The sequence below is a fragment of the Streptomyces coelicoflavus genome (assembly GCF_003112555.1).
Taxonomy (GTDB): Bacteria; Actinomycetota; Actinomycetes; order Streptomycetales; family Streptomycetaceae; genus Streptomyces; species Streptomyces coelicoflavus.
This window is the reverse complement of record NZ_BEWB01000004.1, coordinates 556,604-579,625: the sequence shown is the minus strand read 5'-3', so window position 1 is coordinate 579,625 and position 23,022 is coordinate 556,604. Positions and strand designations below refer to the sequence as shown.

At 74.0% G+C, this 23,022-nt stretch carries 19 protein-coding genes and 1 CRISPR repeat array (1 of these 20 running past the window's edge); of the genes, 8 read left to right on the top strand and 11 right to left on the bottom strand.

Going from position 1 to position 23,022, the window contains the following annotated elements:
* Nucleotides 1–1,041: direct repeats of the CRISPR family, unit length 29 nt; unit sequence CTGCTCCCCGCACCCGCGGGGATGGCCCC (it extends 147 nt beyond the left edge of the window).
* A 75-nt stretch (nucleotides 1,042–1,116) separates the two neighbouring features.
* From Sco07f_RS10905 to Sco07f_RS10885, 5 genes are all read right to left on the bottom strand, one after another.
* Nucleotides 1,117–2,268 carry an XdhC family protein gene (locus Sco07f_RS10905; RefSeq protein WP_108987701.1) on the bottom strand — a complete coding sequence of 384 codons (1,152 nt, stop codon included), beginning with the start codon at nucleotides 2,266–2,268 and terminating at the stop codon, nucleotides 1,117–1,119.
* A 140-nt stretch (nucleotides 2,269–2,408) separates the two neighbouring features.
* Complete coding sequence (locus Sco07f_RS10900) at nucleotides 2,409–3,866, bottom strand: NCS2 family permease (protein ID WP_007445472.1); 1,458 nt, start codon at nucleotides 3,864–3,866, stop codon at nucleotides 2,409–2,411.
* A gap of 128 nt (nucleotides 3,867–3,994) precedes the next feature.
* A complete protein-coding gene (locus Sco07f_RS10895) occupies nucleotides 3,995–6,469 on the bottom strand; it encodes a xanthine dehydrogenase family protein molybdopterin-binding subunit (RefSeq protein WP_108987700.1) in 2,475 nt (824 codons plus the stop codon).
* Nucleotides 6,466–7,077, bottom strand: coding sequence for a (2Fe-2S)-binding protein (locus Sco07f_RS10890; protein ID WP_108987699.1), 612 nt, complete (start codon nucleotides 7,075–7,077; stop codon nucleotides 6,466–6,468). Before Sco07f_RS10890 ends, Sco07f_RS10895 begins: the two co-directional genes overlap by 4 nt.
* Nucleotides 7,077–7,967 (bottom strand): FAD binding domain-containing protein, encoded by an 891-nt coding sequence (locus Sco07f_RS10885; protein WP_108987698.1) that lies wholly within the window; start codon nucleotides 7,965–7,967, stop codon nucleotides 7,077–7,079. Before Sco07f_RS10885 ends, Sco07f_RS10890 begins: the two co-directional genes overlap by 1 nt.
* Before the next feature lie 305 nt (nucleotides 7,968–8,272).
* On the opposite strand from Sco07f_RS10885, the gene Sco07f_RS10875 reads away from it, so the two are divergent.
* Nucleotides 8,273–9,985, top strand: coding sequence for a PucR family transcriptional regulator (locus Sco07f_RS10875; RefSeq protein ID WP_108987697.1), 1,713 nt, complete (start codon nucleotides 8,273–8,275; stop codon nucleotides 9,983–9,985).
* Between the two features lie 182 nt (nucleotides 9,986–10,167).
* On the top strand, nucleotides 10,168–10,956 hold the full coding sequence (locus tag Sco07f_RS10870) for a hypothetical protein (RefSeq protein ID WP_054099717.1): 789 nt from the start codon (nucleotides 10,168–10,170) through the stop codon (nucleotides 10,954–10,956).
* 22 nt (nucleotides 10,957–10,978) lie between these two features.
* On the opposite strand, the gene Sco07f_RS10865 is transcribed toward Sco07f_RS10870, so the two are convergent.
* The 4 genes from Sco07f_RS10865 to Sco07f_RS10850 form a co-directional block, all read right to left on the bottom strand.
* Nucleotides 10,979–11,617 carry an Rv1733c family protein gene (locus Sco07f_RS10865; protein WP_108987696.1) on the bottom strand — a complete coding sequence of 213 codons (639 nt, stop codon included), beginning with the start codon at nucleotides 11,615–11,617 and terminating at the stop codon, nucleotides 10,979–10,981.
* Nucleotides 11,618–12,430: 813 nt separating this feature from the next.
* Nucleotides 12,431–13,255 (bottom strand): rod shape-determining protein, encoded by an 825-nt coding sequence (locus Sco07f_RS10860; protein ID WP_167468066.1) that lies wholly within the window; start codon nucleotides 13,253–13,255, stop codon nucleotides 12,431–12,433.
* Nucleotides 13,252–13,632: a TraR/DksA family transcriptional regulator gene (locus Sco07f_RS10855; protein WP_007445460.1), complete on the bottom strand. Its 381-nt coding sequence runs from the start codon at nucleotides 13,630–13,632 to the stop codon at nucleotides 13,252–13,254. The genes Sco07f_RS10860 and Sco07f_RS10855 overlap by 4 nt, the downstream gene beginning before the upstream one ends.
* Nucleotides 13,633–13,683: 51 nt before the next feature.
* A complete protein-coding gene (locus Sco07f_RS10850; protein ID WP_054099719.1) occupies nucleotides 13,684–14,010 on the bottom strand; it encodes a TraR/DksA C4-type zinc finger protein in 327 nt (108 codons plus the stop codon).
* A gap of 400 nt (nucleotides 14,011–14,410) precedes the next feature.
* Between Sco07f_RS10850 and Sco07f_RS10845 the strand changes: the two genes are divergently transcribed.
* The 4 genes from Sco07f_RS10845 (at nucleotide 14,411) to secD (ending at nucleotide 19,178) form a co-directional block, all read left to right on the top strand.
* The gene (locus tag Sco07f_RS10845) at nucleotides 14,411–15,358 is read left to right on the top strand and encodes a HAMP domain-containing sensor histidine kinase (protein ID WP_007445458.1); all 948 of its coding nucleotides are present in this window, start codon (nucleotides 14,411–14,413) and stop codon (nucleotides 15,356–15,358) included.
* 9 nt (nucleotides 15,359–15,367) lie between these two features.
* Nucleotides 15,368–16,189: a response regulator gene (locus Sco07f_RS10840; RefSeq protein WP_239109660.1), complete on the top strand. Its 822-nt coding sequence runs from the start codon at nucleotides 15,368–15,370 to the stop codon at nucleotides 16,187–16,189.
* A 104-nt stretch (nucleotides 16,190–16,293) separates the two neighbouring features.
* Nucleotides 16,294–16,683, top strand: a complete 390-nt coding sequence (locus tag Sco07f_RS10835; protein ID WP_054099721.1) for a hypothetical protein — start codon at nucleotides 16,294–16,296, stop codon at nucleotides 16,681–16,683.
* An 80-nt stretch (nucleotides 16,684–16,763) separates the two neighbouring features.
* The gene (secD, locus tag Sco07f_RS10830) at nucleotides 16,764–19,178 is read left to right on the top strand and encodes a protein translocase subunit SecD (RefSeq protein ID WP_108987695.1); all 2,415 of its coding nucleotides are present in this window, start codon (nucleotides 16,764–16,766) and stop codon (nucleotides 19,176–19,178) included.
* A gap of 99 nt (nucleotides 19,179–19,277) precedes the next feature.
* On the opposite strand, the gene Sco07f_RS10825 is transcribed toward secD, so the two are convergent.
* The gene (locus tag Sco07f_RS10825) at nucleotides 19,278–20,093 is read right to left on the bottom strand and encodes a GntR family transcriptional regulator (protein ID WP_108987694.1); all 816 of its coding nucleotides are present in this window, start codon (nucleotides 20,091–20,093) and stop codon (nucleotides 19,278–19,280) included.
* Between the two features lie 168 nt (nucleotides 20,094–20,261).
* Between Sco07f_RS10825 and Sco07f_RS10820 the strand changes: the two genes are divergently transcribed.
* The gene (locus Sco07f_RS10820; RefSeq protein ID WP_108987693.1) at nucleotides 20,262–21,107 is read left to right on the top strand and encodes a (2Fe-2S)-binding protein; all 846 of its coding nucleotides are present in this window, start codon (nucleotides 20,262–20,264) and stop codon (nucleotides 21,105–21,107) included.
* 257 nt (nucleotides 21,108–21,364) lie between these two features.
* Nucleotides 21,365–22,429, top strand: coding sequence for a DUF2637 domain-containing protein (locus tag Sco07f_RS10815; protein WP_007445451.1), 1,065 nt, complete (start codon nucleotides 21,365–21,367; stop codon nucleotides 22,427–22,429).
* A 49-nt stretch (nucleotides 22,430–22,478) separates the two neighbouring features.
* Here the strand turns inward: Sco07f_RS10815 and Sco07f_RS10810 are convergent, their stop codons facing one another.
* Entirely contained in the window at nucleotides 22,479–22,889 is a 411-nt protein-coding gene (locus Sco07f_RS10810) for an ATP-binding protein (RefSeq protein ID WP_108987804.1), read from the bottom strand.
* Nucleotides 22,890–23,022: the final 133 nt, after the last annotated feature.

Here is a 23,022-nt window from a genome sequence, read left to right as displayed (position 1 = left end):
CCCCGGACGTCGTGCCAACGCAACGCCAAGGAGGCACTGCTCCCCGCACCCGCGGGGATGGCCCGAGCGCGCTGGGCGACTCGGCTGCCCAGATGGGCTGCTCCCCGCACCCGCGGGGATGGCCCCGGTCTCCTGCGAGCACCCGGCGAGGGTGGCCACTGCTCCCCGCACCCGCGGGGATGGCCCCCGGTCGTCCTTCTTCAGCAGGCCGTAGAAGGCCTGCTCCCCGCACCCGCGGGGATGGCCCCTGGGAGCACCGCGCCCGGACCGCGATCACGATCTGCTCCCCGCACCCGCGGGGATGGCCCCTCGCGTGGGTCGTCGCCGACCGGGCACTCACCCTGCTCCCCGCACCCGCGGGGATGGCCCCGCGGCCGCGTCGCTGGAGGAACTGCGGCCCTGCTGCTCCCTGCACCCGCGGGGATGGCCCCTCCGCGTGCCCGTCCTGCCCGAGGTGCCACCCCTGCTCCCCGCACCCGCGGGGATGGCCCCTGGGACTGGCCAAGATGGCTGGCGTGGTCGTCCTGCTCCCCGCACCCGCGGGGATGGCCCCTTCCAGAGGGGCTTCTACTGCCCGGAGGCGGACTGCTCCCCGCACCCGCGGGGATGGCCCCGGGTTGCCGTTCGCGTTGACGAGCGTGCCGGGCTGCTCCCCGCACCCGCGGGGATGGCCCCATCGGTGAGTCCGCGCTCAAGCGGGACCTCGTCTGCTCCCCGCACCCGCGGGGATGGCCCCGGCATGTCGAAGGGGTCGCTGGTCCACAGCCGCTGCTCCCCGCACCCGCGGGGATGGCCCCTTCGGCTTCACCGTGGTGGTGTCCGAGTCGGATTGCTCCCCGCACCCGCGGGGATGGCCCCCCTGGCGGTGGCTGGGTACGGCGACGGCGAGCCTGCTCCCCGCACCCGCGGGGATGGCCCCTCACCTGGGGCTCCTTCAACGTCTTCGCGTACCTGCTCCCCGCATCCGCGGGGATGGCCCCGAACAGCCGGACTGGAACTTTTGGTGCTTCGTCTGCTCCCCGCACCCGCGGGGATGGCCCCGAGCGTCCGCAGCACCAGCCAGTGGTCCCGAGGCACACGCGGAACGCACCACCCGGCACCCGGGCCTCCGGGGCGCTACGCCACCGACCCGATGCGCCCCGTCGGCACCGCCGGGCCGTCGTGGTGGATGGGGGTGTGGGCGCCGGTCAGGGCGGCGCCCGTGCCGCCGTGGCGGGCCGCGACGATCTCGGCCGCGATGGACAGGGCCGTCTCCTCGGGGGTGCGGGCGCCGAGGTCGAGGCCGATGGGCGACCTGAGGCGGGCCAGCTCCAGGTCGCTCACGCCGGCCTCGCGCAGCCGGGCCTCGCGGTCCAGGTGGGTGCGGCGGGAGCCCATCGCGCCGACGTAGGCCACCGGGAGGCGCAGCGCCAGCCGGAGCAGCGGGATGTCGAACTTGGCGTCGTGGGTCAGGACGCACAGCACGGTGCGCGCGTCGACCTCGGTGCGCGCCAGGTACTCGTGGGGCCACTCGGCGACGACCTCGTCCGCGTCCGGGAAGCGGGCCGGGGTGGCGAAGACGGGGCGGGCGTCGCACACCGTCACGTGGTAGCCGAGGAACGTGCCGACCCGCGCCAGCGCCGACGCGAAGTCGATCGCACCGAAGACGATCATGCGGGGCGCCGGGACGGAGGACTCGACCAGCAGGGTGAGCGGTGCACCGCAGCGCGAGCCCTGCTCACCGATCTCCAGCGTGCCGGTGCGCCCGGCGTCCAGGAAGGCGCCCGCCTCGGCGGCCGCCGTGCGGTCCAGCTCGGGGTGGCCGCCGAAGCCGCCGGTGCGGGAGCCGTCCGCCCGGACGGCCAGCGCGCGGCCCAGCAGCTGCGCCGGGCCGCTCACGACGCGTGCCAGGGCCGCCGTCTCGCCGCGTGCCGCGGCGGCGAGGGCCGTGGTCAGGGCCGGACGGACGGGGTCGCCCGTCCGTACCGGGGCGACGAGGACGTCGATGACCCCGCCGCAGGTCAGACCCACGGCGAAGGCGTCCTCGTCGCTGTACCCGAAGCGCTCCACGACGGTTCCGCCGTCCTGGAGGGCCTGCCGGCACAGCTCGTACACGGCGCCCTCCACGCACCCGCCGGAGACCGAGCCGACCACCGTGCCGTCGGCGTCCACCGCGAGGGCGGCGCCGGTCGGCCGGGGGGCGCTGCCGCCGACGGCCACCACGGTGGCCACGGCGAAGTCGCGTCCCTGCTCGACCCACCGGTGCAGCTCGTCGGCGATGTCCAGCATTTGTCGGTCCTCCTCGGTCCTTACGGTCCTCCGGTCCTCCGGTCCTCCTCGAACCTTCCGGCCTCCTCGAACCTTCCGGCCTCCTCGAACCTTCCGGCCTCCTCGGACAACGGGTACGTGAAGGGTTCCCGTCGTGGCGGCTAGTGCACGCCCATCCAGCTCTCGATCGGGTTGAGGGCGAAGTAGACGATGAAGATCACCGTCAGGCCCCACATGAACGCGCCGATCTCCCGCGCCTTGCCCTGCGCGACCTTGATGGCGACGTAGGAGATGACGCCAGCGGCGACACCGGCCGTGATGGAGTACGTGAACGGCATCAGGACGACGGTCAGGAAGACCGGGATCGCGGTGGCCCGGTCGGCCCAGTCCACGTGCCGGGCGTTCATCATCATCATCGCGCCGATGACCACCAGGGCGGCCGAGGCGACCTCCTGCGGCACGATCGCGGTGATCGGCGTGAAGAAGAGGCAGGCCGCGAAGAACAGGCCGGTGACGACCGAGGCGAGCCCGGTGCGGGCGCCCTCGCCGACGCCGGTCGCGGACTCGACGAAGACGGTCTGGCCGGAGCCGCCCGCCACACCGCCGATGGCACCGCCGGCGCCGTCGATGAAGAGCGCCTTCGACAGACCCGGCATGCGGCCCTTGTCGTCGGCGAGCTTGGCCTCGGTGCCGACGCCGATGATGGTGGCCATCGCGTCGAAGAACCCGGCGAGCACCAGCGTGAACACGATCATGCCGACCGTCATCACGCCGACGTCGCCCCAGCCGCCGAACTCCAGGCTGCCGAAGAGCGAGAAGTCCGGCATGGAGACCGCGCTGCCGTGCAGCTCGGGGGCGCCGTTGGCCCACTGCTTGGGGTCGATGACCCCGGTGGCGTTCAGGATCGCGGCGACGATCGTGCCGGTGACGATGCCGATCAGGATGGCGCCGGGCATGTTGCGGGCCTGGAGCATGAAGATCAGGAGCAGGGTGCCCGCGAAGAGCAGGACGGGCCAGCCGGCGAGTTCGCCCGCGGGGCCGAGGGTGAGCGGGGTCGCCTTGCCCGCGTGGACGAAGCCGCCCTTGACCAGGCCGATGATGGCGATGAACAGGCCGATGCCCATGGTGATGCCGTGCTTGAGGGCGAGCGGGATCGCGTTCATGATCATCTCGCGGAGCCCGGTGACCACGAGCAGCATGATCACCACGCCGTACATCACACACATGCCCATGGCCTGCGGCCAGGTCATCTGCGGGACGACCTGCCCGGCGATCACGCCGGAGACCGAGAGCCCGGCGGCCAGGGCGAGCGGCACCTTGCCGACGAAGCCCATCAGGAGCGTGGTGAGCGCCGCGGCGAACGCCGTCGCGGTGATCAGGGCCTTCTGGCCCAGGGTGTCGCCCGCCGCGTCCTTGCCGGACAGGATCACGGGGTTGAGCAGGACGATGTACGCCATCGCCATGAAGGTGGTGATGCCGCCGCGCACCTCACGCGCGACCGTCGATCCCCGGTGGGATATGTGAAAGTACCGGTCGAGCCAAGACCGTCCGCCGGGGACGCGGGAACCCGCGCCCGCGTCTTCGGCGGTGATCTTGGGCTCCACTGACTGCTGGGTCATGGGGCCGTCTCCCAAGGTTCATAGGTGCACCCGTCCGGCCGCTGGGGCGGCCGCGGGATTTGGGATATGCACGACCCGGGGGACGGCCCGAGACGAACGCATGTGGTGTTACGCAGAACGGTGGTACGTCAAGTACCGCGAGCGGTGTGGGACTTGGTGAGTGCTCCGGGCGGCGCGGAGGGTGTGACGTTCCGTGCGCCGCCCGGAGGGTCTTGGTCCGCCGCCGTGCCGGTGAGGTGTTCCGGCCGTACCGGCGTGCGGTCGAGCGCCAGCCCGGTCGCGTCCCTGATGGCCGCGAGGACCGCCGGGGTGGACGACAGGGTGGGTGCCTCGCCGACTCCGCGCAGCCCGTAGGGCGCGTGGTCGTCGGCGAGTTCGAGCACGTCGACCGGTAGGGCCGGCGTGTCGAGGATCGTGGGGAGGAGATAGTCCGTGAAGGAGGGGTTCCGCACCTTCGCGGTCACGGGGTCGACGACGATCTCCTCCATCACCGCGATGCCCAGGCCCTGGACGGTGCCGCCCTGGATCTGGCCGACCACGGAGAGCGGGTTCAGCGCCTTGCCGACGTCCTGGGCGCAGGCCAGCTCGATCACCTTGACCAGGCCCAGCTCGGTGTCGACCTCGACGACGGCGCGGTGCGCGGCGAAGGAGTACTGGACGTGGCCGTTGCCCTGGCCGGTGCGCGGGTCGAAGGGTTCGGTCGGCCGGTGCCGCCACTCCTCCTCGACCTCGACCACCTCGTCCTCCAGGACGTCCACGAGGTCGGCGAGGACCTCGCCGCCGTCGGTGACGACCTTGCCGCCCTCCAGGAGCAGTTCGGCGGTGGCCCAGGCGGGGTGGTACGGGCCGAGCCTGCGGCGGCCGATCTCCAGGACCTTCTCGCGCACCAGCTCGCAGGCGTTCCTGACGGCGCCGCCGGTGACGTAGGTCTGCCGGGAGGCCGAGGTGGAGCCGGCCGAGCCCACCTGCGTGTCGGCGGGCCGGATGGTGACCTCGGCGACGCCCAGTTCGGTGCGGGCGATCTGCGCGTGGACGGTGACGCCGCCCTGGCCGACCTCCGCCATCGCGGTGTGCACGGTGACGACGGGGCGGCCGCCCGCGACCTCCAGGCGGACCCGGGCGGTGGAGTAGTCGTCGAAGCCCTCGGAGAAGCCGACGTTCTTGATGCCGACCGCGTAGCCGACGCCGCGTACGACGCCCTCGCCGTGGGTGGTGTTGGACAGGCCGCCGGGCAGCTGCCGCACGTCGGCGCCCTCGCTGGACTCCCACTGGCGCTCCGGCGGCATCGGCATCGCCTTGACGCGGCGCAGGAGTTCGGCGACCGGCGCCGGGGAGTCGACGCGCTGTCCCGTGGGCATGAGCGTGCCCTGCTCCATGGCGTTGATCCGGCGGAACTCCACCGGGTCCAGGCCCAGTTCGGCCGCCACCTTGTCCATCTGGGCCTCGTAGGCGAAGCACGCCTGGACCGCGCCGAAGCCGCGCATGGCACCGCAGGGCGGGTTGTTGGAGTAGAGGGCGAGGGCCTCGATGTCCACGTCCTCGCACACGTACGGCCCGACCGACAGCGAGGCGGCGTTGCCGACGACCGCCGGGGAGGCGGAGGCGTAGGCGCCGCCGTCCAGGACGATGCGGCACTTCACGTGGGTGAGCCGGCCGTCGCGGGTGGCGCCGTGCTCGTAGTGGAGCCGGGCCGGGTGGCGGTGGACATGGCCGAAGAAGGACTCGAAGCGGTTGTAGACGATCTTGACGGGTTTGCCGGTGCGCAGCGCGAGGAGGCAGGCGTGGATCTGCATCGACAGGTCCTCGCGTCCGCCGAAGGCCCCGCCGACGCCGGACAGCGTCATCCGCACCTTGTCCTCGGGCAGGCCGAGCACGGGGGCGATCTGGCGCAGGTCGGAGTGGAGCCACTGGGTGGCGATGTAGAGGTCGACGCCGCCGTCCTCGCCGGGCACCGCGAGACCCGACTCGGGGCCGAGGAAGGCCTGGTCCTGCATGCCGAAGCAGTAGTCGCCCTCGACGATCACGTCGGCGCGCCCGGCCGCCGCGTCGGCGTCGCCGCGCACGATCGGCTGGCGGTGCACGATGTTGGGGTGCGGGACGTGGCCGCTGTGGTGGTCGGTGCGGTGCTCGTGGACGAGGACCGCGTCGGGGGCGGTCGCGGAGGCCTCGTCGGTGACGAGGGGCAGCTCCCGGTACTCCACCCTGATCTTCGCGGCGGCGCGGCGCGCGGTCTCCGGATGGTCGGCGGCGACGATCGCGACCGGCTCCCCGTGGTGGCGGACCTTGCCGTGGGCGAGAACGGGCGTGTCCCGGATTTCCAGTCCGTAGTGGCGCACGTCCGTCGGCAGGTCGTCGTACGTCATGACGGCGTACACGCCCGCCGTGGCCAGCGCCTCGCTCGTGTCGATGGAGACGATCTCGGCGTGCGCGACGGTGGAGCGCAGGATCTGCCCCCAGAGCATGTCCTCGTGCCACATGTCGGAGGCGTACGCGAACTCGCCGGTGACCTTGAGGACGCCGTCCGGGCGGAGCGTGGACTCGCCGATGCCGCCCCTGGTCGTGGAGCCCTGGGTGAGGCCGGTGGGTGCGCCGTTGGCGGTCATGCTCCGGCCCCCTCGGAACGGCGGGCCGCGGCCAGGCGGACCGCGTCCATGATCTTCTCGTAGCCGGTGCAGCGGCACAGGTTGCCGGACAGCGCCTCGCGGATGTCCTCGTCGGTCGGGTCCGGGTGGTGCTCCAGCAGCTCGTCGGCGGCGACCAGCAGTCCGGGGGTGCAGAAGCCGCACTGGACGGCGCCAGCTTCGATGAACGCCTGCTGTACGGGGGCCAGTTCGATGTTCTCGCCGGTCTGCGAGTCGGTGCCCCGGGCCTGCCACCGCCGGGCCGCGTCCAGCGAGGCGCTCTCCCCGCCGCGGACACCGGTGGCTCCGCGGGCACCGGTGGCGCCGCCCTCGGCACGCTGCCGGGCGTACTCGGCGAGGCCCTCGACGGTGACGACCTCGCGGCCCTCGGCCTGGCCGGCGGCGACGAGGCAGGAGCACACCGGCACGCAGTCCAGGCGGACCGTGCACGAGCCGCACTCGCCCTGCTCGCAGGCGTTCTTGGAGCCGGGCAGGCCCATCCGCTCGCGCAGCACGTACAGCAGGGACTCGCCCTCCCAGACGTCGTCGGCCTCCTGGGGGCGTCCGTTGACGGTGAGGTTGACGCGCATCACGCGGCTCCTTCCGTGGTGCGGCGGGCGCCGCGGTACGACTCCCAGGTCCAGGTGAGCGTCCGGCGCGCCATGACACCGACCGCGTGGCGGCGGTAGGCGGCGGTGCCGCGGACGTCGTCGATCGGGTCGCAGGCGGCCGCGCACAGGTCCGCGAACCGCTTGACGGCCGAGGGGGTGACGACCTTCCCGTTGTCCCAGAAGCCGCCCTCCTCGAGCGCCGCGTTCAGGAACTCCTCGGCGGCCGTGGCGCGGATCGGGGTGGGCGCGGCCGAGCCGATGCCGGTGCGGACGGTACGCGTGTCCGGGTGCACGGCGAGGCCGAAGGCGCACACGGCGATGACCATGGCGTTGCGGGTGCCGACCTTGGAGAACTGCTGCGGTCCGTCGGCCTTCCTGACGTGCACGGCGCGGATCAGCTCGTCGGGCGCCAGCGCGTTGCGCTTCACGCCGGTGTAGAACGCGTCGATCGGGATGCGGCGGGTGCCGCGCACCGACTCGGCCTCGACCTCGGCGCCGGCGGCGAGCAGGGCCGGGTGGGCGTCGCCGGCCGGGGACGCGGTGCCGAGGTTCCCGCCCACGCCGCCGCGGTTGCGGATCTGCGGGGAGGCGACCGTGTGCGAGGCGAGGGCGAGCCCCGGCAGCTCGGTGCGGAGGTCCTCCATGATCCGGGTGTAGGGCACGGAGGCACCGAGCCGTACGAAGTCCTCGCCGACCTCCCACTCGGTCAGGTCGGCGACGCGGTTCAGGTCCATGAGGTACTCGGGCCTGCGATGGTCGAAGTTGATCTCGACCATCACGTCGGTACCGCCCGCGATCGGCACAGCGGTGGGGTGCTCGGCCTTCGCGGCGAGCGCCTCCTCCCAGCTGGCGGGGCGAAGGAAGTCCATGACCGGCTCTCTTCCTCGTCTGATCGGGGGTACGGGGTCGATCGGGGGCGTACGGATCGAGCCACATGCGGGTACGGGAGGCCCGGCTCGTTCATGTGCTGTTCACGTGGAATGGCCTCAGTACACCGTCGTGTGCTCCACCGGGGTCAGTCGCAGAAACCATGAAGGAGTTGGCTGGCCAGGGCGGGCATCTTGTAGATTCGTATGAACGGAGGTGCTCGGGAGCCTCCCTGTTCTTCTCCGGAATCGGGCGACACAGCCGCGTGACCTGGAACACTTCGAGACAAAGAACGGCGGCGACGAGAATGCGGCTGCGCGCACTGCTGGACACCGACGCGCTGGGCCTCAAGCTGCTCGGCGGCGAGGACGAGCTGGACCGTACGGTCCGCGGCGTGATGACCACCGACCTGCGGGACCCCAGCCGCTACCTCTCGGGCGGCGAGCTGGTCCTCACCGGCCTGGCCTGGCGCCGGGGCGCCGCCGACTCCGAGCCGTTCGTGCGTCTCCTGGTGCAGGCCCAGGTGGCCGCGCTGGCCGCCGGTGAGGCGGAGCTGGGGAGCGTGCCGGAGGACCTGGTGGTGGCCTGCGCCCGGCACCGGCTGCCGCTCTTCGCGGTGCACGAGGCGGTGGCCTTCGCGACGATCACCGAGCACGTCGTGCGCCAGGTGTCCGGCGAACGGGCCGGGGACCTCGCGGCCGTGGTGGACCGGCACCGCCGGATGATGACCTCGGGACCGGCGGGCGGCGGCCCCGACGTGGTCCTGGACCTGCTCGGCTCCGACCTCGACCTGCGCGCCTGGGTCCTCTCCCCCACCGGACGGCAGGTCGCGGGACCGAAGGACGCGGAGCCCGCCCTCCCGGCCGAGGTGTGCGCCAAGCTCGCGGCGGAACACCTCGCGGCCACCCGCGCGGGCCGGCGCGCGCCGCACCGGGTGTCCGTGGGCGCCACGACGTACAGCCTCTTCCCGGTGCGCGGCCGGGGGCAGCTCCCGTCGGCGGCCGCGGCGCCGCGTGTCCCGCAGGGCGCGGCGGCGGGCGGCCGGGAGGTGCGCGAGACGGTGCTGTCCGACTGGCTGCTCGTGGTGGAGGCGGACGCCGGGGAGTGGGCCGAGGAACGGCTCGACCTGCTGTACGGCGTCACCCAGCTGATCGCGGTCGAGCGGGACCGGCGGGACGCGGCGCGCACGGTGCGGCGGCGGCTCGCCCAGGAGGTGCTGGAGCTGGTGCAGACGGGCGCCGCGCCGGCCGAGATCGCGGCCCGGCTGCGGGTGGCGGCGCCGGTGCTGCTGCCCGGCCTCGGCGCGGCACCGCACTGGCAGGTCGTGGTGGCCCGGGTGGAGTGGGCGGACGGCGACGGGCAGACCGGCCGCATCTCGCAGACCCTGCTCGAGGAGATCCTCGTCGACCCGCACGCCACCGGCCCCGAGCAGTCGGACCGCATCGCCGTGGCGCACACCGGCGAGGAGGCGGTCGCCCTCGTACCGCTGCCGGCGGTCTCCAGCGAGCACGACGGCTCCGAGGCGGGGGTCCTCGCGGACGCGCTGCTCGAGTCCGTACGGGAACCGCTGTCGGCCGGTCTCGACGGGGACGGGCGCGTCACGCTCGGCGTCAGCGCGGCCGTGCACTCGGCGGAGGGGTTGCGCGGGGCGCTGGAGGAGGCCCGGCACGCGCGCCGGGTCGCCGCGGCGCGCCCCGGCCGGGTCTGCGCGGCGGGCCACCAGGAGCTGGCCTCGCACGTGCTGCTGCTCCCCTTCGTCCCGGACGACGTGCGGCGGGCCTTCACCGCCCGGCTGCTCGACCCGCTGCGGGACTACGACCGCCGGCACCGCGCCGAGCTGATCCCGACGCTGGAGGCGTTCCTCGACAGCGACGGCTCCTGGACGCGCTGTGCGAACCGGCTGCACCTCCACGTCAACACGCTGCGCTACCGCGTCGGGCGGATCGAGCAGTTGACGGGGCGTGACCTGTCGCGGCTGGAGGACAAGCTCGACTTCTTCCTGGCCCTGCGCATGAGCTGAGGCCCGGGGCGCGCGGCGGCCGCGTCGGGGCCCGGAGCGGTCCGGGGCGGTTCCAAACCTCGACGGCACGAAGACCACGACTTTGTGAAAAGTTTCACCCATCCTCTTGGCCGGGCCGCCGGATCCGTGCTGAGATGCGGCCACCACTCGAGAGCTCGATGGCGTGCTAAGGGGAGGGCGACGTGGCGCATTCCGCCATGGCTGGTTCTGGCTGGGGAACGACCGAAGGTGACGATCCGCTCCAGACCGCGGTATGGCGGCTGCGCTCGCGCGGCTGCTGGGCCGACGCTGCGGCCCTGCTGGAGCCGGTCACCGCGGACACCGCCTTGCAGCGGACCGCGCTGCTGGTGGAGCGGTGCCTGTACACGGAGCAGGGCTGGGCCGAGGCCGAGGACGCGCTGCGCACCGCGGAGGCCCTCGCCCACAGCGACGACGAACGTGGGGCCGCCGCCTGTGAACGGGGTCAACTCGCGTACGCCGCCACGGTGCACGGGGTGCGCGACCGGGCCGACGAGGCGCGGGCCGCGCTGGGCCGGGCGGCGGCGCTGATCGCGCCGGGCGCGGAGGGGCGGGCGCTGCTCGACTTCCGGCGCGGACTGCTCGCGGAGAACCTGACCCGGTCCCCCCAGGCGGCCCGCGCGGCGTACCGGCGCGCACACGCCGGCGCGACGGCGCACGCCGAGCCGCTGCTCCTGTCCTTCACCTGGCGGCATCTGGCGGGTCTGGCCCTGCGCGAGGGGGAGTTGACCGAGGCGCGGCACGGTTTCGCCGAGTCGCTGCGGATCCGCGAGGAGCTGGGGTACCTCGTCGGTACGGCGCCCGCGCTGGCCTCGCTGGCGGACGCGGAGTCGGAGCCGGAGGCGTCCCGGCTGCGGGAGGAGGCGCGGCGGCTGTTCCGGCTCCTCGGCGGTGTCCCGACGTGGCTGGCCCGGCAGTTGGCGCCGCCGGCGGCGGGTGCGGCGACGGCGTGAGGGGCACGCCCCCGGACGGGCGTCACGGGAGTCTGCTCCAGCGCGGGGCCGTGTTGGCCCAGGCCGCGTCCCACTGGGCGAGGTTGCGCCGGTACAGCACGAGTCCCGTGGCGGCGTGGGCGGCGAGACCGGTGATGACGACGCCGAGGAAGGCGAGGATCGCCCAGCCCATCGTGCGGCTGCGGATCTGCTCCGCGGACAGCGGCGGCTCGGTGATCCGGCCCTCGTCGTCGACCCAGACCAGGACGGTGCTGTCGGCCGGCAGCCCCGGTTCGACCTCGGTCGTCCCGGTCCTGCTCACCCCGTCGGGGCCGGTGAAGCGCACCGGGACCGGGTAGCGGGTCTCCTTCGCCTCGTCGGAGCCCGGCTCGGGGTGGCGCGGGGCGTCGTGGGTCAGGACGGCGGGGCGGTGGTCCCGGGTCCGCTCCTCGTGCTCGGCGGTGCTCCGGTAGTGCCGGTAGGCGCTGTCGCCGACTCCGAACATCGACGCCGGGGCGGCCACCAGCACGGCGAGCAGGATCCCGAGCGAGATCCACGCCCGCAGCCGGTCGCTGGACCGCCGCAGGGGGTTGCGCCGCCACCGCCACATCAGGAGGTACGGGTGCGGCGCGGGGTCGGGGCCGGCGGGCGGTGGCTGGGCGGGAGGAATCTCTCCGGCCATGGTGTGTCTCCTTCCTGGGGCGGGGCGGCCTGTCGGGTCGAGGCCACGAGGTCGCGCGCGGGACGCGGGGTACGGCCGGCACCGGGGCGGGCGCCGGCCGTACGAACGGGGGCGGGGATCGGGGGACGCGGGCGGGCGGGGCGGGGGACGCGGGCGGGGCGGGGCGGGGGACGCGGGCGGGGCGGGGGACGGGGGCGGCGTGTGGGAGATGTGGGTGCGGCGTTTCCGGTAGGCCGGGCCGGGGCGAGCGGCGCCCCGGTGACCGCCGGATCACCGGACCGCCGGTCCGCCGGAGGGGCGGCGGACTCCCGGGTCCCGGAGGCCGCGCCCGGCCGGCCGGGCATCCGGCTCCGGTGCCGGCTCCGGTGCCGGCTCCGGTGCCGGTGGGACTGGCCCCGGAGCCCGGGCCCGCCCGCCGGCGTTCCACCGGGGGACGTACCGGGACCGGGCGGCGGACCGGCCCGGCGCGGGTGGACCCCCGGTGGGTCCGCGCCCGGCCTCCGGAGGGGGTCGGCCGCCCCGGGGCGCCCGACCCGCGTACCGGCGTACTGGACACGAACCGGGACCGGGCGGTGGACCGGCGCGGGTGACCCTCCGCCGGGCCCGTGTCCGCCCTCCGAGCGGCCGGGCACGGACCGACCACGGTGCTCGGCCCACGTACCGGCACCGGCACCGGGCCGGGCGGTGGACCGTCCCGGTTCCGGTGGACCCGGCGGGTCCGTGTCCGCCCTCCGGGTGGACGGCCGGCACCGGGGTGCCCGGCCCCCGTGCTCCGGTGGACCGCAAGGCGTACCGGGGCCGGCCCGCGCCGGATCAGTGCGGGTGGCCCTCCGGTGGGTCCGTGCCCGTGGTCGACGGGTGGGTGTGGGCGGCCTCCAGGAGCTTCGCGGCGCCGCGCACGGCGGCCGTGTGGGGCGCGGGCACCGCGCGCAGCGGTACGTGCAGCCGGTCGGCGAGCCGGCAGGTGATCTCGGGGCGCAGCGCGCCGCCGCCCGCCAGCAGCGGCCCCCGGCTCAGCGCGTCGAGGGTGAGCGACGTGCCGTCCTGCCGCAGCATCGAGGTCGTCATGTCGGCCAGCGCCTCCCCGATCCGCGCGGACGGGGTGGTGTCGTCGATGTCCCCGGTGCCGAGCGCGGTGCGACGGGCGTCGAAGACGGCGCCGTCGACCAGGAGCACCACCTCCGTGAGATGGGCACCGATGTCCATGACGAGCAGCGGCCGGGACAGGTCGGCGCCCGCTCCGAGGGCCACCGCCCGCGCGCTGGGAACGGTCAGCACACTGCGCGGGCGCAGCACCTCCACGGCCGAACGGGCCTCGGTCCGGTAGGCCGGCCCGCCCAGCACCGGCGCGGTGACCACGACCACCGGGCGGGTGAAGCGGGGCAGCCGGTGGCCCAGCAGCCGGTCGAGCATCCGGGCGGTGCCCTGGGTGTCGACGATGGAGCCCCGCTGGATGGGGTACACCGCGCCCGCGCCGGGGAAGGTCACCGTCGGCACGTCGAGGATCATCCCGCGTCCGGAGACCCAGGCGCGGGTACGGGCGCTGCCCATGTCGAGGGCGACGCCGCTGCACTGCCGGCACAGCGGCCAGGGCCGGTGCCGGGACAGCACGGCGCGGGGCCGCCGGAGCAGGGTCATCGTCCGGCCTCCCGCACCTGCTGGCAGCGGGAGCAGTAGCGGGCCTGCGGCACGATCATCAGCCGGTCGCGGTCGATGGTGCGCCGGCACAGGTGACAACGGCCGTAGCGGCCCTCGTCCATGCGGTCGAGGGCCGCCTCGACGTCGGCGAGGACCATGCGCGCGGAGGCCGCCAGCTTGACCCGGACCTCGGTCTGCGCGGCGGACCGCCGCTGGATCAGCGCGTCGGTGCGGGACGGGACCGCCGCCATCTGCCGCAGCTGGTCCTCGCGGAACAGCCGCTGCTCCTGGAGGTTGTCCCGGAGCGCGGCGAGGTCCTCGGGCGACAGGGGCGACAGACGTGTGTCGCGGTCGTCGATGATCTGGTTGTTCACCACTTCACCCCTTGGGCAGGGCGGGAGGGACTGGTACGGGACGGAAGGGCGTGCTCAGGTGGCGGCGCGGCGCTGGCAGGCGACGCAGTACCGCGTGTAGGGGAGGATTTCCAGCCGCTCCCCCGGTACGGGCTTGCCGCAGCCCAGGCAGGTGCCGTAGGTGCCGTCCTCGACCCGGGCGAAGGCCTCGTCGATCTCCTTGAGCACCCGCTCGATCGCGGTCTTCTGCGCGGACATGAGCTGGTCGTCCGCCTGGCCGCTCTCGGCGAGGGCCTGCAACTGGGTGACGCGGGTGTTGCGGGCGTGTTCGAGACGCTGGCGCGCCTCGTGAGCGGTCAGCCGCTCGGGGCGGGGTTCGATGCGGGAGGCGTCGAGCGACACGGTGAAGGGTCCTTTTCTCGGAAGGTTCTGCGGGTTCTCGGAAGGTTCTGCGCAATCGCGAGCTTCTGCGGCATCGCGAAGGTTCCGCGGGTATGCCGAGCGCCGGGCCGATGGGGCCCGGTCATCCTCAACCCTGGCCGGGCCGTGCCGGGAAACCCATCGGGCGCAGGACCCATTTGCGTGGGGGCGCGGGATCCACTCGACGGTGCGCCGGTGCGGCCGTATGGGTATGCCGCGAGCCGGAAATGGGGGTCGGGCCCCATCGACCGGACGGGTCCCGGAGGGGCACGCTGGTCGCTTGCTCGGTCGCTACCTGGGCCGCAGCTCCCACCGAGGGTGCGCGATGACCGACAGTAGAGGCGTACCAAGTCGACACGTCGCTGAAGGAGGCGTACCCCCGGTGTCCCTGTTCTGGCGGATCTTCGGGCTCAACGCGGTGGTGCTGGGCTTCGCCACGGCGCTGCTGCTGTGGGCTCCGGTGACCGTCTCCGTGCCGATCCTGCTGACCGAGGCCGTCGTCCTCGTGCTCGGCATGGGCGTCATGCTGGTGGCCAACGGCGCCCTGCTGCGGTGGGGCCTGGCGCCGCTGGAGCGGCTCACCAAGCTGATGACCACCGTCGACCTGCTCCGTCCCGGCCAGCGGCTGCCGATCTCCGGCGGTGGCGAGGTCCCGGAGCTGATCCGCACCTTCAACGCGATGCTGGACCGGCTGGAGGCGGAGCGGGCCACGAGCAGTGCCCGTGTGCTGCTCGCCCAGGAGGCGGAGCGGCGCCGTATCGCGCAGGAGCTGCACGACGAGGTCGGGCAGAGCATGACGGCGATCCTGCTGGTCCTGGGCCGTGCGGCGGACGACGCCGACGAGCCGTTGCGCGACGAGCTGCACCAGGCGCAGGAGATCACCCGGGAGAGCCTGGACGAGGTCCGCCGCCTGGTGCGCCGGCTGCGTCCGGGCGTCCTGGACGACCTCGGTCTGATCAGCGCGCTGTCCTCGCTCACGCACGACTTCGCCACCCACACCGGTCTGCGGGTGGTGCGCCGCTTCGACGCCGATCTGCCGGCCCTGGACCACGAGACCGAGCTGGTCCTCTACCGTGTGGCGCAGGAGAGCCTGACCAACGCGGCCCGCCACGCGGACGCCGAACGGCTGGAGGTGGGTCTGGCCCACGCGGACGGCGCGGTGACGCTCACCATCACCGACGACGGCCGCGGGATCGAGGCGGCGCACGAGGGCGCCGGCATCCGTGGCATGCGTGAACGGGCCCTGCTCATCGGGGCCGCCCTCGACATCACGTCGGCGTCCGGCGCCGGCACCCGCATCCGGCTCACCGCACCCCTTCCCAGGAAGTAGCTCCCGACCATGTCCGACCCGTCCCTGCCCGAGCCGTCCGCCTCCGGCCGCCCCGCCGCCACGACGCCGGCCTCCTCCCCGGCCTCGGCGACGTCGGCGTCCGCGGCTTCCGCGACGTCCGCGACCTCCGCGACCTCCGCGACGTCGGCGTCCGCGTACGGCCCGTCCCAGGCGTCCGCCCCGGCGAAGATCCGCATCCTGCTCGCCGACGACCACGCGCTGGTGCGCCGCGGGGTGCGCCTCATCCTCGACCGGGAGCCGGACCTCGAGGTGGTCGCCGAGGCCGGCGACGGCGCGGAGGCCATCGACATGGCGCGGACCCACGAGGCCGACCTCGCGGTGCTGGACATCGCGATGCCCCGCCTCACCGGCCTCCAGGCGGCCCGCGAACTGGCCGCGCTGAAGCCGGGACTGCGCATCCTGATGCTGACGATGCACGACAACGAGCAGTACCTGTTCCAGGCGCTGAAGTCGGGTGCCTGCGGCTACGTGCTCAAGTCCGTCGCCGACCGGGACCTCGTGGCCGCCTGCCGGGCCGCGATGCGCGACGAGCCGTTCCTGTACCCGGGTGCGGTGACGGCGCTCATCCGCAACTACCTCGACCGGGTGCGGCACGGCGAGGAGACCTCCGACCACATCCTCACCCCGCGCGAGGAGGAGGTCCTCAAACTCGTCGCCGAGGGCCACTCGTCGAAGGAGATCGCCGAGATCCTCTTCATCAGCATCAAGACCGTCCAGCGGCATCGCGCGAACCTGCTCCAGAAGCTCGGGCTGCGCGACCGCCTGGAGCTGACCCGGTACGCCATCCGGGCCGGGCTGATCGAGCCCTGACGGACCCCATGAACCGCCCGTGGCTCTGGCCGCCCACTCCCCGGCCGGAGCCCCGGGCTTCCCCCACCCCAGGCCCGCTCATCCACCACGAAAGGGGACGGTGCATGCGCCGACGGCTCGCGACCGTGCTCACCGTCCTGCTGACCGTCCTGCTGCCCCTGGTCCCCGCCTGGCCCGCGGCCGGCTCGCACGCCGGTGCCCGCGGCCCCCTCGCGGCGGCCGCCGCCACGGCCGTGCCGCATCCGGCCCTCGACCTCCACGCCGACGACGGCTGCACACCGGTCTGCGCCGCCCAGCCCCGGGCCCGGCACGACCTGCCGGCCGGTCGTCCGACGGCACCGGACCAGCATCCGGCGACCACCGCGCACCCCGAGGGCTGCGCCGCCCCCGGCGGCCACGCACGGACGTCGTTCGCGCCCGGCCCGGTGCCCGCCTCCCCCGGCCGCACGAGCCACGACAGCGGCCGGGCGCCACCCGTCTCCTCCGGCATCTGAGACACCACACCCGACCCTTCCCCTTCTTCCGCCGCGGCCGCGCTCGGCCGCCGCCGCGGTGTGCCCGCCGGAGGCCCGTGTTGAAACGCTCCCGTCCCCCTTCCCGCACCCGTTCGCGCTCGCGTTCCCGCTCCCTGAACGTCCGCGCGCTCCTCGCACTCGCCGTGCTGGCCGCGTCCGTGGCCATCGCCCTGACCATGCCGGTCCGCCTGGGGCTCGACCTGCGCGGCGGCACCCAGATCGTGCTGGAGACCCAGTCCACCGAGACCACCAAGGCCGACCGGGAGGCCACCGACCGCACCGTGGAGGTGCTGCGCGGCCGCATCGACGCCCTCGGTGTCGCCGAGCCGACCATCGTCCGCTCCGGCGAGAACCGCGTCGTCGTCGAGCTGCCGGGCGTACAGGACCCGAAGAAGGCGGCCGACGTGCTGGGCCGCACCGCCCAGCTCACCGTCCACTCGGTGCTCGGCGCGACGGAGACCCCGCCCGGCGAGACCGGCAAGGAAGGCGAGACCGGCAAGGAGGGCGAGGACGGCCGGGCCGCCAAGGACGGCGAGCGGGTGCTGCCGGACGAGTCCGGGCAGTCCCTGCGGCTGAAGGACGCCACGCTGACCGGGCAGGACGTCAAGGGCGCCGACGCCCGCTTCGACCAGCAGAACGGCGCGGGCTGGACCGTCACCGTCGACTTCAAGGACGCCGGCAGCGACCGGTGGGCCAAGGTGACCGGCGAGGCGGCCTGTCACCCGGCCGGCGATCCCCAGCGCAGGGTCGCCATCGTCCTCGACAACAAGATCATCTCCTCGCCGCAGGTCGACCCCTCCGTGTCCTGCGGCGGGGGCATCACCGGCGGCTCCACGCAGATCACCGGCTCCTTCGATGCCGCCGAGGCCCGCGACCTGGCCCTGCTCATCAAGGGCGGCGCCCTGCCCGTGCCGGTCGAGACCATCGAGCAGCGGACCATCGGCGCCACCCTGGGCGACGAGGCCATCTCGGCCGGCGCCTGGGCCGCCGTCATCGGCACCGCGCTGACCGCGCTGTTCATCATCTTCGTCTACCGCCTGATGGGCGCCCTGGCGACCGTGGCCCTGCTCTGCTACGGCCTGATCTCCTACGCCGCCCTGGCCGCGGTCGGCGCGACCCTGACGCTGCCCGGCCTCGCCGGTTTCGTCCTGGCGATCGGCATGGCGGTGGACGCCAACGTCCTCGTCTTCGAACGGGCCCGGGAGGAACAGGCGGCCCGGACCCGGCCGAGCACCCGGTCGGCGCTGACCGCCGGTTTCCGCAGCGCCTTCAGCGCGATCGCGGACTCCAACGTCACCACCCTGATCGCCGCGGCCCTGCTGTTCTTCCTGGCCTCCGGCCCGGTGAAGGGCTTCGGCGTCACGCTCGGCATCGGCGTGCTGGCCTCGATGGTCAGCGCCCTGGTGATCACCCGGGTGCTGGCCGAGTTCGCCGCGAGCCGCCCGGCGGTCTTCCGCCGTCCCGGCATCACCGGCATCTCGACCACCGGACCGGTCCGGGACGCCCTGCTGCGCCGCAACCCGTTCCTGATGAGCCGGCCGCGCCGCTGGCTGGCGGCCTCCCTGATCGTCATGGTGGTGGCGGGCTCCGGCATCCTGGTGCGCGGCCTGAACTTCGGCATCGAGTTCACCGGGGGCCGGCTCATCGAGTACTCCACCGCCGACCAGGTCGATCCCGACCGGGCCCGGGACGCCCTCGCCGACGCCGGCTTCCCGCGCGCCGTCGTCCAGTCCTCCGGGGACGGCGACCTCACGGTGCGCACCGAGGAGCTGACCGACGCCGAGGCGGCGACCGTCACCAAGGCCGTCTCCGAGCTGGGCGGCGAGACGGAGAAGCTCCGCGACGAGCTGATCGGCCCGAGCCTCGGCGAGGAGCTGCGCCGGGACGCCCTGATCGCCCTCGGCCTCGCCCTGGCCGCCCAGCTGGCGTACCTCGCGGTCCGCTTCCGCATGCTGTTCGGCACGGCGGCGGTCAGTGCGCTCGCCCACGACGTGGTCATCCTGGTGGGTGTGTTCGCCTGGCAGGGCAAGCCGATCGACGGGGTGTTCCTGGCCGCGCTGCTGACCGTGATCGGCTACTCGGTCAACGACTCGGTGGTGCTCTTCGACCGCGTCCGGGAGCTGATGGGCAAGGAACGCAAGACGCCGTTCGGCCGGCTCACCAACGACGCGATCCTCCAGACCCTGCCCCGCACGGTCAACACGGGCATGGGCGCGGTGCTCATCCTCGCCTCGCTGGCGGTCCTGGCCGACGACTCGCTCACCGACTTCGCGCTCGCGCTGCTGATCGGCGTGGGAGTCGGGACGTACTCCTCGGTCTTCACCGCCTCCCCGCTCGCCATCGAGCTGTACAACCGCGACGCCGGGTCCTCTTCCGCGCGCCGCAAGGGCGGCAAGGGGCGCGGCGCGGCGAAGTCCGGCAAGACCGGGAAGCAGGTGCCGGCGAGCCGCACGGAACGGCAGGAGGTTCTCTAGGACCCGCACGGAACGGCGGGAGGTTCTCCAGGACCCGCCCGGCCCGGCAGTGCGGGTGTCCTCGCTCAGGGGGGCGCCCGCGCTGCCGGGCGTCCGCGTTCAGCGGGCGTTGGTGAAGTGCTGCCCGACGAGGCTCCGCACCACGCCCTGGTCGCCGGCGATCAGCGCGTCGAGGAGCGCGGTGTGCTCGTGCGCGTCGGCGACCAGGTCGGCGCGGCCGCGCACGGAGGGCGAGTCGGCCGGCGGCCACTGGGCGCGGCGGTGCACGTCACCGGCGATCCGGACGAGCTGCTCGTTGCCGGCCAGCGCGAGCACCGCGCGGTGGAAGGCGCGGTCGGCCTCGGCGTAGGTGGCCGGGCAGCCCGACGAGGCGGCGCGGACGGTGGCCTCGGCGAGGGGACGCAGCCGCGCCCAGTGTCCGGCGGGCACCGTACGGGCCAGGCGGAGCCACACCGGGGCCTCGATGAGGGCCCGGACCTCGGCCAGCTCGGCCAGTTCGCGGTCGCCGCGTTCGACGACGCGGAAGCCGCGGTTGGGCACGACCTCGACGGCGCCCTCCAGGGCGAGCTGCTGCATGGCCTCCCGTACGGGGGTGGCCGAGACGCCGAACCGCTCGCCGAGCACGGGCGCCGAGTAGACCTCGCCGGGCCGCAGCTCGCCGGTGACCAGCGCGGTGCGCAGGGCGTCGAGGATCTGCCCGCGCACGGAGGAACGCCGGACCGGGGCGCGCGCGGGGGGCGCCGGGGGTTCGCCGTGGGTGTGCTCGCCGCGCGCCGGGCCGTCCGGCTCCCCGGTGCCCGGGGCCCGGTCCCGTGCCCGGTCCGCCGCTCCCGGCTGCACCGGGATCCGCACCGCCTCGTCGGCCGTACCCGCACCCGTACCCGTTCCTGCGGCGCCCTGCGCGCTGTGCTCCACGGGTCCTCCTGCGGGACGTGTCGGTACTTGAGGTCATTACGGCGGCTTGTCACCTGTCCGTCAAGCACCATAAGCGCAGGGGGCGTCAGTTCAAATCCGAAGGATCATGGGTAAGGTAAGGCTTACCTTTAAGCAGCCCGTTGTTCCGACGTGGATCGGTGGTCCCGCATGCCTGTCGCCCGTACGGCCTTCACGGACGCCTACGCGCGCCTGTCCGAGGTCCTGCCCGGGCTGGGCGTGACCGAACTGACCGCGGCCGACGGGGTCCCGGGCGGCGACGGCTGGGTCACGGCCGCCTCGCTCGCCGCGGGCGGTCCGGAGCTGGCCGCGTTCCTCGCCCGGGACGAGGCGCAGGTGCTGCGGGACTACGGGCAGCGGGCCCGGCCGGACGTGATCGCGAGCTTCGGCCTGCACCGGTACGCGTGGCCGGCCTGCCTGCTGATCACCGTGCCCTGGTTCCTGCACCGCCGGGTGCCCCGCCACCCCGCGGCCGACGTGGCCTACGACCGCACGGCCGCCGGTCTCCCCCTCGGCCGGATGGCCGTACGGGCCACCTCGTTCGCCTGCCTGCCCAGCGATCCGGCCGCCGCCCTGCCCGGCGCCCGTGTGGTCGCCGACGAGGAGGCGCTGCGCGCCGAGGTACGGGCCGCGGTTGCCGAGCACCTGGAGCCGGTCCTGGCCGGATTCGGCCCCCGGATGCGGCGGCGCGGACGCGCCCTGTGGGGCATGGCGACCGACGAGATCGTCGAGGGCCTGTGGTACGTCGCCCACCTGCTCGGCGAGCAGGAGCGGGCACGGCACGAGCTGGAGCTGCTGCTGCCGGGCGCCACCAAGCCCTACGTCGGGGACGCGGCCTTCCGCGAGCTCAAGGGGCCGGACGGCACCCCGCTGCACACCCGGGACCGGGCGAGCTGCTGCATGTTCTACACCCTGCGCCCCGAGGACACCTGCGCCACCTGCCCGCGGACCTGCGACGCCGACCGCGTCGACAAGCTGCTCGCCGCGGCGGGCTGAGTGCCCGTCAGCTAAGATCGTCCACGTTGTTCCACAACTCCCCCACGCGTGGCGGGAACTTTCCGTGGAACCACCCGTACGGGTAGTCTTAATCGAACTCAACTCCCGCCCCTCACGCGGCAGTTCGAGCAGAACGCCGCCCTGGGCACCCCCTCTGCACTCCCTTGGCGGCCTCTTGCCCCGAAACCCCCTGAGGGCCGCTGGGTTTGGGCCACCATGGCGGGCGTTACGCCCTATCCCACTGCAAGGGACCCCAGATGAGATTGACCGACATATCGCTGAACTGGCTGCTTCCGGGCGCCGTGCTGCTCCTGGGCATGCTGGCGGCGGTGGCGGTGCTCGCGCGCGGCAAGCGTTCCTCGGGGAAGGACGCGGGCGCGGACGACTCGTGGGAGCGCATGGAGGAGCGCCGCCGGCGCAAGGAGGCCCTCTACGGCACCTTCTCCTACGTCCTGCTCTTCTGCTGTGCCGCGGTCGCCGCGGCGCTCTCCTTCCACGGTCTGGTCGGCTTCGGCGAGCAGAACCTCGGCCTGAGCGACGGCTGGCAGTACCTGGTCCCGTTCGGCCTCGACGGTGCGGCGATGTTCTGCTCCGTCCTCGCGGTGCGCGAGGCCAGCCACGGTGACGCGGCGCTCGGCTCGCGGATACTCGTGTGGGCCTTCGCGTTCGCCGCGGCCTGGTTCAACTGGGTGCACGCGCCGCGCGGCCTGGGTCACGCGGGTGCCCCGCACTTCTTCGCGGGCATGTCCCTGTCGGCGGCGGTGCTGTTCGACCGGGCGCTGAAGCAGACCCGCCGGGCCGCCCTGCGCGAGCAGGGCCTGGTGCCGCGTCCGCTGCCGCAGATCCGCATGGTCCGCTGGCTGCGCGCGCCCCGCGAGACGTACCGCGCCTGGTCGCTGATGCTCCTGGAGGGCGTGCGCAGCCTGGACGAGGCGGTCGAGGAGGTGCGCGACGACCGGCGCGAGAAGGAGGAGAAGAAGCTGCGGCGGCGCGAGCAGGAGCGGCTGGAGCGGGCGCAGCTCAAGGCGATCAGCCGGGGCCACGGCCACCGCGGTTTCCCGGGCCGTGGCGGCCGTCAGGTCGAGGTCGAGGTGCAGCAGGTCGAGCGGGGCTCGGAACGCGCCACCGCGGAGCCTGCCATATCGACCCCGGAGCAACTGCCCGCAGGAACCCGGCGTCCCTCCCTCCAGCCCGTGCGGAGCGGGTCTGAGCAGATGGCCGTGGAGACCGTGGACCTCACCGCGGAGGACGACACCCAGGCCCTGCCCCGCCTGGACTCCCTGGAGCGCAAGCTCAAGGATCTGGAGCAGCAGTTCGGCTAGGACGGGCGCACCGCACCGATACGCTGAGGCGCCGGGTCACCCCGGCGCCTCAGGCCGCTTCGGCGCCTGCCTCCTCGCCCGGTTCCGCGCCCAGTTCGAACCAGACCGACTTGCCCACCTCGCAGGGCCGTACGCCCCAGGCGTCGGCGAGCGACTCGACCAGGACCAGCCCCCTGCCGTTGGTGCTCCCCTCCTGCGGGGCGCGCGGCCGGGGCTGTCCGCCCCGGCCCACGAAGTCCCGGACCTCGACCCGCAGGGCACGCGGCCCGACCGTCGCGGTCAGGACGGCGCCCTCGTCGGTGTGGACGAGCGCGTTGGTGACCAGCTCGCTGGTGAGCAGCTCCGCGACCTCCGACTGTCCGGGCCCGCCCCAGTGCCGCAGCAGCTCACGCAGGGCCCGCCGGGCCTCGGGCACCGCCCGCAGGTCGGCCCGGCCGAGCAATCGCCTGAGCTGTGACACCGCCTCCTCCTTCATGTCCCCCGTCGGCGCGCTGATGTCGCTTCCCCCTGTCTGTCCGGTCCGTCCCGTCCGGGTCGAACATCTTCACGGGGAAAGCCTTGCCCGTTCGGGCCCCCGGCAGTCATCGAGTTTC

Coding starts and splice junctions, on each gene's coding strand:
- Sco07f_RS10860 (WP_167468066.1), bottom strand. CDS start 13,255: ATGACCCTGCTCCGGCGGCCCCGCGCCGTGCTGTCCCGGCACCGGCCC.
- Sco07f_RS10820 (WP_108987693.1), top strand. CDS start 20,262: ATGCCTGTCGCCCGTACGGCCTTCACGGACGCCTACGCGCGCCTGTCC.
- Sco07f_RS10875 (WP_108987697.1), top strand. CDS start 8,273: ATGCGGCTGCGCGCACTGCTGGACACCGACGCGCTGGGCCTCAAGCTG.
- Sco07f_RS10835 (WP_054099721.1), top strand. CDS start 16,294: ATGCGCCGACGGCTCGCGACCGTGCTCACCGTCCTGCTGACCGTCCTG.
- Sco07f_RS10905 (WP_108987701.1), bottom strand. CDS start 2,268: ATGCTGGACATCGCCGACGAGCTGCACCGGTGGGTCGAGCAGGGACGC.
- Sco07f_RS10890 (WP_108987699.1), bottom strand. CDS start 7,077: ATGCGCGTCAACCTCACCGTCAACGGACGCCCCCAGGAGGCCGACGAC.
- Sco07f_RS10815 (WP_007445451.1), top strand. CDS start 21,365: ATGAGATTGACCGACATATCGCTGAACTGGCTGCTTCCGGGCGCCGTG.
- Sco07f_RS10840 (WP_239109660.1), top strand. CDS start 15,368: ATGTCCGACCCGTCCCTGCCCGAGCCGTCCGCCTCCGGCCGCCCCGCC.
- Sco07f_RS10885 (WP_108987698.1), bottom strand. CDS start 7,967: ATGGACTTCCTTCGCCCCGCCAGCTGGGAGGAGGCGCTCGCCGCGAAG.
- Sco07f_RS10865 (WP_108987696.1), bottom strand. CDS start 11,617: ATGGCCGGAGAGATTCCTCCCGCCCAGCCACCGCCCGCCGGCCCCGAC.
- Sco07f_RS10900 (WP_007445472.1), bottom strand. CDS start 3,866: ATGACCCAGCAGTCAGTGGAGCCCAAGATCACCGCCGAAGACGCGGGC.
- Sco07f_RS10895 (WP_108987700.1), bottom strand. CDS start 6,469: ATGACCGCCAACGGCGCACCCACCGGCCTCACCCAGGGCTCCACGACC.